Annotated in this window: 10 protein-coding genes and 1 tRNA gene; 9 read left to right on the top strand and 2 right to left on the bottom strand. The window is 68.6% G+C overall.

Features of this window, described 5'->3' with window-relative positions; all coding sequences use genetic code 11:
• The 8 genes from ACFVWR_RS15275 to ACFVWR_RS15240 form a co-directional block, all read left to right on the top strand.
• Positions 1-719: septum formation initiator family protein (locus tag ACFVWR_RS15275; RefSeq protein ID WP_387213773.1), on the top strand; the 719-nt coding region annotated here is incomplete at its 5' end.
• A 3-nt stretch (positions 720-722) separates the two neighbouring features.
• Positions 723-1,277, top strand: coding sequence for a DUF501 domain-containing protein (locus ACFVWR_RS15270; protein ID WP_387213769.1), 555 nt, complete (start codon positions 723-725; stop codon positions 1,275-1,277).
• A 19-nt stretch (positions 1,278-1,296) separates the two neighbouring features.
• Entirely contained in the window at positions 1,297-2,556 is a 1,260-nt protein-coding gene (locus ACFVWR_RS15265) for a S8 family serine peptidase (protein WP_387213766.1), read from the top strand.
• Between the two features lie 38 nt (positions 2,557-2,594).
• Positions 2,595-4,013 (top strand): NAD(P)/FAD-dependent oxidoreductase, encoded by a 1,419-nt coding sequence (locus tag ACFVWR_RS15260; protein WP_387213763.1) that lies wholly within the window; start codon positions 2,595-2,597, stop codon positions 4,011-4,013.
• Positions 4,014-4,166: 153 nt separating this feature from the next.
• Positions 4,167-5,000 carry an SseB family protein gene (locus tag ACFVWR_RS15255; RefSeq protein ID WP_387213761.1) on the top strand — a complete coding sequence of 278 codons (834 nt, stop codon included), beginning with the start codon at positions 4,167-4,169 and terminating at the stop codon, positions 4,998-5,000.
• Positions 5,001-5,075: 75 nt separating this feature from the next.
• Complete coding sequence (locus tag ACFVWR_RS15250) at positions 5,076-5,456, top strand: ArsR/SmtB family transcription factor (protein ID WP_387213758.1); 381 nt, start codon at positions 5,076-5,078, stop codon at positions 5,454-5,456.
• Positions 5,434-5,931, top strand: coding sequence for an SRPBCC domain-containing protein (locus ACFVWR_RS15245; RefSeq protein WP_387213755.1), 498 nt, complete (start codon positions 5,434-5,436; stop codon positions 5,929-5,931). The genes ACFVWR_RS15250 and ACFVWR_RS15245 overlap by 23 nt, the downstream gene beginning before the upstream one ends.
• A gap of 106 nt (positions 5,932-6,037) precedes the next feature.
• The gene (locus ACFVWR_RS15240; protein ID WP_387213753.1) at positions 6,038-7,108 is read left to right on the top strand and encodes an acyltransferase family protein; all 1,071 of its coding nucleotides are present in this window, start codon (positions 6,038-6,040) and stop codon (positions 7,106-7,108) included.
• Between the two features lie 117 nt (positions 7,109-7,225).
• Here ACFVWR_RS15240 and ACFVWR_RS15235 read toward each other — a convergent pair.
• Together ACFVWR_RS15235 and ACFVWR_RS15230 are read right to left on the bottom strand one after the other, a co-directional pair.
• A tRNA-Leu gene (locus tag ACFVWR_RS15235) sits at positions 7,226-7,299 on the bottom strand.
• 117 nt (positions 7,300-7,416) lie between these two features.
• Complete coding sequence (locus ACFVWR_RS15230) at positions 7,417-8,907, bottom strand: DHA2 family efflux MFS transporter permease subunit (RefSeq protein ID WP_387213750.1); 1,491 nt, start codon at positions 8,905-8,907, stop codon at positions 7,417-7,419.
• A gap of 131 nt (positions 8,908-9,038) precedes the next feature.
• Between ACFVWR_RS15230 and ACFVWR_RS15225 the strand changes: the two genes are divergently transcribed.
• Entirely contained in the window at positions 9,039-9,614 is a 576-nt protein-coding gene (locus ACFVWR_RS15225) for a TetR/AcrR family transcriptional regulator (RefSeq protein WP_387213747.1), read from the top strand.
• Positions 9,615-9,676 lie beyond the last annotated feature (62 nt).

Here is a 9,676-nt window from a genome sequence, read left to right as displayed (position 1 = left end):
GGGGCGGTCCTGCGCGTGTGTGGCCGTACCGGTCTAGATGGACCGGTGCGCCGGGCACACTCGACCGGAACGGCCACACTCGGGGCGGAGCGCGTCGCCAGCAGGGCGCCGTCGGCGTGACGTACGATGAAACAGGGCCCACGGGCCCCCGTTCCCGCTCACGTCACACCCTGGAGGCTCTGTTGGCCAAGCCTCGCTCCCGGCGTGTGCCGGTGACCATGTCGACGGGCGAGTCCGGCGCGGGGCGCTGGCTGCGCGGCATCCACTTCTCGGGATTCTCGCTCGTCATGATGGGGCTGATCATCCTGGCCGTCGTCATCCTCGCGCCGAGCCTGAGCGGGCTGGTGCAGCAGCGGCAGCAGATCGCCGACCAGCAGGCCAAGGTCGATCAGCTCGAGGCGCAGGTGTCCGACCTGAAGGACCAGCGGGCGCGCTGGAACGACCCCAGCTACATCCGGTCCCAGGCCCGCGATCGGCTCTACTACGTGATGCCCGGCGAGACGAGCTACCTCGTGATCGACGACAGGCCGCCGGCGGCGAAGGCCGGCGGCGACGCCCCGGTGAGCTCCGAACTGCAGAAGACCGAGACCGACTGGCTCGGCTCGCTGTTCGGCTCGTTCGTGGGCTCCGGCCTCAGCACGGCCACGCCCGATCAGCTCGACGGCAAGACCCCGGCGAGCGGAAGCACCCCGACACCGACGACCACCCCAGGCGGCTAGAAGATGACCACCCCACCGTTCGATCCCGTGACCGATGAGGACATCGCGGTCGTCTCCGCGCAACTCGGCCGCCCGGCGCGCAACGTGGTCGGCATCTCCGCCCGGTGCGTGTGCGGCCGGCCGACGGTCGTGTCGACGGCTCCGCGGCTCGACGACGGCACACCGTTCCCGACCTTCTACTACCTCACGCATCCCGCCGCCACGGCCGCGCTGTCGCAGCTCGAGGCGACCCAGGTGATGAACGAGTACAACGAGCTGCTCGAGTCCGACGAGGAGCTGCGCGACCGGTATGCCGCCGCCCACGCCGCGTACCTCGCCGACCGGGAGAGCATCGCGGTCGTGGATGAGATCGCCGGCATCTCCGCGGGCGGCATGCCCGTCCGCGTGAAATGCCTGCACGCGCTCGGCGCCCACGCGCTCGCAGCCGGGCCGGGCGTGAATCCCATCGGCGACCTGGCCCTGGCCCGTGCCGCCTGGTCGCCGGACGTCTGCGAGTGCGTGTTCGACGACGACGCCACCGCCGAGCCCGTGACTCCCGAGCCCGCCCCGCACGAGTGATCCGGTAGGCGGCACGCAGATGGGGCGCTGGAGGCGCGGGGGAGCAGCGGCCGCCGTGGGCATCGTGCTCGCGCTGGCCGCGCCGACGATGGCGCACGCCGATCAGGTGCGCGATCTCGAGTACTGGCTGAACGACTACGGCTTCACGCAGGCCTGGCAGACGACGAAGGGCGCCGGCGTCAAGGTGGCGGTGATCGACACCGGCGTCGACGGCTCCGTCGCCGACCTCGCGGGTGCCGTGGTCGGCGGCACGGATGTGTCGGGCGTCGGCGCGGCGAACGGTGAGCGCCCTCTCGGCGACGGCGATTCGGCGAGCCACGGCACGTGGGTCGCGTCCCTGCTCGCCGGGCGCGGAACAGGCGCCGACGATGGCGTGCTCGGGGCGGCGCCGGAGGCGTCGATCATCACGGCCTCGGTGGCGCTCGGCAAGGCGGCGGGCTCGATCAGCAGCGACGACCAGATCGCGTCGGCGGTGCAGTGGGCCGTCGACAACGGCGCGAAGGTCATCAACATGTCCCTGACGCGAAACACCCTCGACTGGCCGACGAGCTGGGACGACGCGTTCCAGTACGCGTTCGACCACGACGTCGTGGTCGTCGCCGCTGCGGGAAACCGTGGGAGCGGGACCACCGAGGTGGGCGCGCCGGCGACGATCCCCGGCGTGCTGACCGTCGCGGGTGTGAACCGCGAGGGCAAGGCCAGTTTCGACGCGTCGTCGCAGGGCATAACGATCGGTGTCTCCGCGCCGAGCGAGCAGCTGGTCGGCGCCAATCCCGGCGGCGGATACGTGCAGTGGGAGGGGACGAGCGGCGCGACTCCGCTCGTGTCGGGGGCGGTCGCCCTGGTGCGGGCCGCGCATCCGGAGCTGAAGGCAGCGGATGTGATCGAGCGCATCATCAAGACGGCCCGTCCCGTTCCCGGCTCGGTGCCGAGCCCCATCTACGGTTTCGGCCTCCTGGATGCCGGCGCTGCGGTCACGGCGAAGGTCTCGCATGTCACGGCGAACCCCATGGGCGACCTCGGCGAGTGGATCCGCATCCACCGGCGCGCCGACGTGCCCGCGACCGCCGCGCCAGGTGCCGGACCGGTCGCGACACCAACGCCGAAGGCCCTCGCACCGGAGCGCGAGCTGAACGTCGCCACCCTTCTCTGGCCGCAATGGAGCGCGCTCACGACCTTCTGGCTGCCGTTCAGCCTGATCGCCGGATTCGTCGCTCTCGCCGCCCTCGGCGGGGTGGGCGCATGGCGGCATTTCAGGCGAACGGCCAGCAGGGAGTAGATTAACCGCATACTTTCGTGTTGAGGAGACCCACAACTGTGCCCAAAATCCTGATCGTCGGCGGCGGATACGCCGGCTTCTACACCGCTTGGAAGCTCGAGAAGCAGCTCCGCAAGGGCGAGGCCGAGGTCACCATGGTGGACCCGCTTCCCTACATGACCTACCAGCCGTTCCTTCCTGAGGTCGCTGCGGGTTCGATCGAGCCGCGTCACGCGGTCGTCGCGCACCGTCGCCACCTGAAGACGACCAACGTCGTCACGGCGAAGGTCACCTACATCGACCACGCAAAGAAGACGGCGACCATCGAGCCGCTCGTGGGCGAGCCCTACGAGTTCGAGTACGACGTCGTCGTGGTGACCGCCGGTGCCGTTTCGCGCACCTTCCCGATCCCCGGCGTCGCCGACCAGGCCATCGGCCTGAAGACGATCGAAGAGGCCGTCGCCATCCGCGACAAGGTCCTCACCAACTTCGACAAGGCGGCCACACTGCCCGCCGGCCCCGAGCGCGACCGCCTGCTGACCTTCGTGGTCGTCGGTGGCGGCTTCGCGGGCATCGAGATCTTCGCCGAGCTGCGTTCGCTCGCCAGCTCGTTGCTGAAGCAGTACCCGCAGATCTCGTTCGACGACACGCACTTCCACCTCATCGAGGCGATGGGCCGCATCATGCCCGAGGTGTCGCTGCCCACCAGCCACTGGGTCATCAAGAACCTCGCTCAGCGCGGTGCCGAGATCCACCTCGACACGCAGCTGCAGAGCGCGGTCGACGGCGTGGTCGAGCTCTCCACCGGTGAGAAGTTCGAGACCGACCTCATCGTCTGGACGGCTGGCGTCATGGCCAACCCGACGATCGTGCGTCACACCGACCTCCCGATCGAGGAGCGCGGCCGCCTCAAGGTGCGCGCCGACCTCCGCGTCGGAAGCGACGAGGAGATCGTCAAAGACGCTTGGGGCGCCGGTGACGTGTCTGCCGTACCCGACCTCACGGGTGGTGGCGTCGGCGGCTTCTGCGTGCCGAACGCCCAGCACGCCGTGCGTCAGGGCAAGCTGCTCGCCAAGAACATCGTGGCCGACCTGCGCGGCGAGTTGCCCCGCCAGTACTTCCACAAGAACCTCGGTGCGGTCGCGGGCCTCGGTGTCGGGGTCGGCGTCTTCCAGTCCGGCAAGCTGGCCATCAAGGGCCTCCTCGCCTGGTTCGCGCACCGTGGCTACCACGGCCTCGCGATGCCCACGTGGGAGCGCAAGTGGCGCGTGCTCACCGACTGGATCGGTGGCTTCTTCCTCGGTCGCGACATCGTGTCGCTCGCCGCGGTGCAGACCCCGCGTGCGGTCTTCGAGGAGTTCGCCGCTCGCCCGAAGCCGCCGGCGGCCGACGCCGCCCCCGCGGTCGAAGCGCCCAAGAAGGCTCCCGCCAAGAAGGCCGCTCCCAAGAAGGAGCCCGCCGAGGTTCCCGCGAAGTAGTTTCGCCCGGTTCTGATTCGAAGGGCCCGATCCGACACCTGTCGGACCGGGCCCTTCGTCGTCGCTGCCCGACCGTGAGGTGCCCGGTGGTCATTGCACCACCGCATTAGATGGCATGCTGGTGGGCAGACATCCAGCGCCGAGGGGGAGCCGATGGGATTGTTTTCGAAGAAGGGCGCCAAGAGGGAGGCGCCCGCAGCAGAGAGCGCGGCTCCGGCGCGCCTCGTGTCGAACCGTCTGGTGCAGGCAGCGCTCAGTCGTTGGGCGTCCGGCAAAGACGCCCGCGCGTTCGCGGAGGTCTTGCGTCAGTGCGCGACCGGCGAGCTGCTTCTCGATTCGACGGGTTCGAGGTTGGCCGACCCGTCGAAGGGGTTTCAGGCGGGCGACACTCTGAGCATCGCCTCGCGCACCGACGACCAGGGCCGGCGTCTGCTGCTCGCCTACACGAGCAACGAGCGTCTCGCGGCATCCCACCCGGGCGAATCCCCGGTCTCACTCGTGCAACCCGCGCCCGCCGTGCTCGCCCAAGCAGCGGCGGAGTACGACGGCATCGCGATCGATGCGGGCTCCGACGACATGTGCATCGCTTACGCCGACGAGATCCGTCACCACCTCACCGACGACCCTGCGGTCAATGTGGCGCTCAAGACCGCGCTCGTCGAACGCACCACACCGTGGGACGATCTGCTGAACCTCGTGGCCAGCACGCCGGCCGTTTTCATCGCGATGACCGACGTGCGCGACGAGTCCGGCACGGTCACCGGTGTGACGGTCCCGACGGCGCGCGGCAAGAACGGCGAGACATACTCGGTGGCGTTCACGTCGCCCGCAGAGGTCTGGGCGTGGTCTCCGCCCGAGAACGCTCAGGTGACGGGCATCGCGAACGTCGCCCGTGTCGCACTCGAGCAGCGCCACGATGGAGTTCTGCTCAATCCGGCCGGCCAGTCGGTGGTCATCTCCCCGCCCGAGCTCCAGCGGTTCGCCTGAGTCCGACAAGGCGCTTGACATCGGGCGCACATCATCCCATAGTTAACGAACTGGTTAATTAACCAAGGAGTTAACATGACGGATGCTCTGAGCGCGACGTTCGCGGCGCTGGCAGACCCGACTCGGCGGGCCATCCTCTCGCAGCTCAGCGCGGGCGAGGCCACCGTCTCGCAACTGGCGGCGCCCCACGAGATGAGTCTTCCGGCGATCTCGCGGCACCTGCGTGTGCTCGAAGCCGCCGGGCTCATCAGCCAGGCCAGGGAGGCCCAATGGCGTCCCCGTCGACTCGAGACGGCGGAGCTGAAGCGGGCCGACGACTGGCTGTCCGCCTACCGGGAGTTCTTCGACGAGCGCCTCGACCGGCTCGATGGCCACCTCAAGACGATGGTCGCGGAGCGTGACCGTCTTCGCACCACGACGAAAGGACGCAGCAATGACGCAGACGACCGGCACTGAGCGCGGATTCACCCTCACCCGCATCCTGGATGCTCCCCGCGATCTGGTCTTCCAGGCGTGGACGGATCCGGCTCATCTCGGGTGGTTCTTCGCAGAGGGCACTCCGGCCGACGAGCCCGTGGAGGTCGACCTGCGGGTCGGTGGCGCTTGGCGGCAGCGGATGATCGAGTCCGACACCAAGCAGTACGTGACCGGCGGCATCTACCGCGAGATCGTTCCTGGTGAGCGCATCGTGTTCGAGTTCGGCGCTGTCGGCGGATGGCCCGAGATCCGCCCGGATCGGCCCGACGAGGTGCCGGTCGTCACAGTGCAGTTGGACGACCTCGGCGACAAGACCGAGCTGACCCTTCGCGTCGAGCTGCCCGAGCGGCTTTCCGACGCGGAAGCGCAGGCCTGGCTCGACCTGGGCATCCGGGAGGGGTGGGGGATCACGATCGACCGCCTGGTGGCGCGATTCGCGACCGACTCACGCTGAGTTCGCCGATCACACCTTCACGGGGGTGATGACACGCACCCAAAAAGTGAGTATGTTTCACCAATGGGCGTCGACGACGTCTCACGAAGCCGTTCGGGGGAGATCGATGACATTGCAGCGGGTGTTCGATCCGAAACTCAACACGCTGAACGCCCTCCGGCTGCTGCTCGCGATCAGTGTCATCGTGTGGCACTCGTTCCCGTTGACCGGTGCCCCGCACACGGCGCATCCGGTGACCCAGCTGCTCGGCGAGGGCGGGGTCGACGGGTTCTTCGCGATCTCCGGCTTCCTCATCGTGTCGAGCTGGATGCGTCGCCCCAAGTGGTGGCCCTACCTGCAGGCGCGCTTTCTGCGCATCGTGCCGGCGTTCTGGGTGTGCCTGATCGTCACCGCCGCGGTCATCGCGCCGATCGGTGTGCTGCTGTCGGGGGCTGGATTCCCCGCCGACTTCGTGGGGGAGGCCATGCGCTACGTCGGCGGCAACGCCGGCCTGCGCGTCGTGCAGTTCGGTATCGCGGGAACGCCGGCGGGCGTGCCGTACCCCGACGTGTGGAACGGTTCGCTGTGGACGCTCTGGTGGGAGTTCCTGTGCTACCTGGCCGTGCTCGGTCTCGGCCTCACCCGACTCCTCCGCTTTCGTGCGACGATTCCGGTGATCTTCCTCCTGTGCCTGGCCGTGGTGGTCGCGACCGGCGCCGGCGCCGTCGACAACTTCTACCTCGTCAACGCGGCGCGTTTCGGCCTGATGTTCTTCGCCGGCGCGCTCGTGCACCAGCTGCAGCACCGTCTGCCCGCCCGGTGGTGGCTTGTCGGCGTCGCCGCTGTGATCATCGTCGCCGCGGCCTTCCTGCCCGACTACCGCGTGCTCGCCGCCATCCCGCTCGCGTACCTGCTGATCGTCGCGGGCGCCCTGCTGAAGGTGCGCCGTCTGCGTCTCCAGAACGACATCTCGTACGGCACCTACATCTACGCTTTCCCGCTGCAGCAGGTTCTCGCCTCGGCCGGCCTGTACGCCCTCGGCGTGCCGCTGTTCGCAGTCCTCGCGACCGTGTTCACCCTGGCCATCGCCACGGCGAGCTGGTACGCGATCGAGAAGCCCGCCCTCAGGCTGAAGGGCGCCTCGGTGTTCCGGATGCGCAGGCACGCGCCAGCGGTGGTCGAACGAAACCCCGCCTAGCGACCGCGATGCTGCGCGAGCGTGGCCATCCCGAACGAATGTGGCCACTGCGGTCGAGTGTGGCCGGCATACCGGCCACGCTCGACCGCACCGGCCACATTCACGTCCGTCTCGCCGTGCCCCCAGTGGGACTCGAACCCACACTCGGACGATTTTAAGTCGTCTGCCTCTGCCGATTGGGCTATGGGGGCCCGCGGACCATCGTAGCGACCGACGCGAACGCCCCCTGGGAAGCCATCCAGGGGGCGTCAGCGGGTTGGGCCCGGTCGGTCAGGCGACCGGGCCGTCACGGCCGCGATCGGCGCTGGTCAGTGCATGACCACCGGCGCGGCCGAGTCGTCGGTGCCATCAGCGCGCACCGGGATGCGGCGACCCCAGATCGCGAACAGCACGAGTGCGGCGGCGGGGAAGGCGGCGCCGATCAGCAGCGACGTGGAGATGCCGCGTGCCTCGCCGGAGATCGCCGTGACCGCGATGAACACCGTTGTCAGAACGGCGACGCCGACCGAGCCGCCGAGCTGCTGCATCCCCTGGAGGAGGCTGGATGCCGCGCTCACCTCGTCTTTCGGCGCCTGGTCCATCGCGATGGAGGTCAGCGGCGCGAAGGTGAGTCCGGCGCTGATGCCCAGCACGATCGCCGGGCCGAGGATGCCGGAGAAGAACGTGCTCGCCGAGTTCATCTGGCCGAGCCAGACAAGTCCGACGACCATGCCGCTCAGACCGACCACCCCGACCACCTTCTCGCCGAAACGGGGGAGGATGACCCGAGGCGCGATCTCATTGGTGATCAGCATCGCGGCGACGAACGGGAGCAGGGCGAGCCCCGTTCCGAGCGGGTCGAAGCCGAGCACGTTCTGGGTGAAGAGCGCGGCGAAGTAGAAGAAGCCGAACATGCCGGCCGGCACCAGGAGCATGCCGAGCAGTGGAGTGGCGGTGCGCATCCGGGAGAAGAAGTGCAGCTGCACGACCGGGCTCACGTGACGGCGCTCGATGAAGATCAGGCTGACGAGGGCCACGACGGCGACGCTGAACGAGACCAGCACCTGCACGTCCGTCCAGCCGTGGCTCGCCGCGCGGGTGAACCCGTACACGAGGCCGACCATGCCGACCGTCGACACGGCGGCGCCGCCCAGGTCGAGCCGCGCCGGAACGCGCTCGGTCTCGCGCAGGAACAGTGCTGCGCCCGCGATGATCAGGATGCCGATCGGCACGTTCACGAACATCACCCACTCCCAGCCGAAGCTGGTGGTCAGGAATCCGCCGAGGATGAGGCCGATGGCCCCGCCACTGCCGGCCGCCAGCACGAAGAGCGACATGGCCCGGGCGCGGCTGGCGCCCTCGGTCGTGTTGGCGACGAGCAGCACCAGTGTGCTCGGAGCCGCGATGGCCGCGCCGATGCCCTGCAGCACGCGGGCGGCGACGAGGATCTCGGGGTTCGGCGCGAAACCGCCGATCGCCGAGGCGACGATGAACAGGCCGACGCCCACCATGAGGGCGAGGCGGGCGCCGACGATCGAGCCGATCTTGCCGCTCAGCAGGATGAGGCCAGCGAACGCGAGTGCGTACGCCGTCACCACCCAGGAGAGGTCGGTGGGGGAGAAGTGCAGCTCCTTCTGGATGTCGGGCAGGGCGACGTTCACGATGCTGGCATCGACCACGAGCATCAGCTGAGTGATGAAGACGACGATGAGTCCGAGCGCGGGGGTGCGCAGGCTGCGTCGGGCGGGGCGTTCGGCGGCGGCGGTGGGGCGGAGTGCTGCGGTGCTGGCTGTGTCTGGGCTGAGTTCCGTGGTCGTCATGCTGGCGCATCCGTTTCTGGGGGCATATCATTGCTAATCGGAGAGAGTCTCCTCTTGAGTGATCTACAATACGGAGACAGTCTCCGCTTTGTCAACGTCGATGAAGTGAATTCTTTCGGAAGGAACCATCAGTGGCCGGCGACACCATCACCCAGGTCAAACCGCTGCGAGCCGACGCTCAGCGCAACTACGACAAGATCGTGCAGATCGCGTGCGAGGCCTTCAGTGAGCACGGCGTGCAGACGTCGCTCGACGACATCGCCAAGCGAGCCGGTGTCGGAGCGGGAACGCTCTACCGTCACTTCCCCAACCGCGACTGCCTGCTCGCAGCCGCCCTGGTCGAGAGCCGCCAAGGCCTCGACCAGAAGGCCGAGGAGCTTCTGGCACGCGACGACGCGGGAGAGGCGCTGAACGACTGGCTGATCGAGCTCGCTCGTCATCTGAGCAGCTACGACGGATTGCCGGATTCGGTGGCCGAGGCCGTCAACGACCGCACCTCACCGCTCACCGCGCCCTGCGGCGTGATGAAGGACTCGACCGCGCTGCTGCTGGCTCGCGCGCAGAGTGCGGGGGCCGTGCGCGACGACGTGAAGTCCGACGACCTGTTCGTCTTCGCCAGCTCTCTCGCCTGGGCGGCGAACAAGAGCGGCTACAGTGGCGACGATCTGCGCCGCGTGCTGAACCTGTTCATTGCCGGCCTGCGCTGAGCATCCGGCCTGGCCTGAGCCGACCTACTTGTTGCGGTACGGCGCTTTCGCCATCGCGACCA

It is taken from the genome of Leifsonia sp. NPDC058292, assembly GCF_042880955.1.
In the GTDB taxonomy this organism is placed as follows: domain Bacteria; phylum Actinomycetota; class Actinomycetes; order Actinomycetales; family Microbacteriaceae; genus Leifsonia.
The sequence above is the reverse complement of the archived record's forward strand: the minus strand, read 5'-3'. Positions and strand labels throughout refer to the sequence as shown.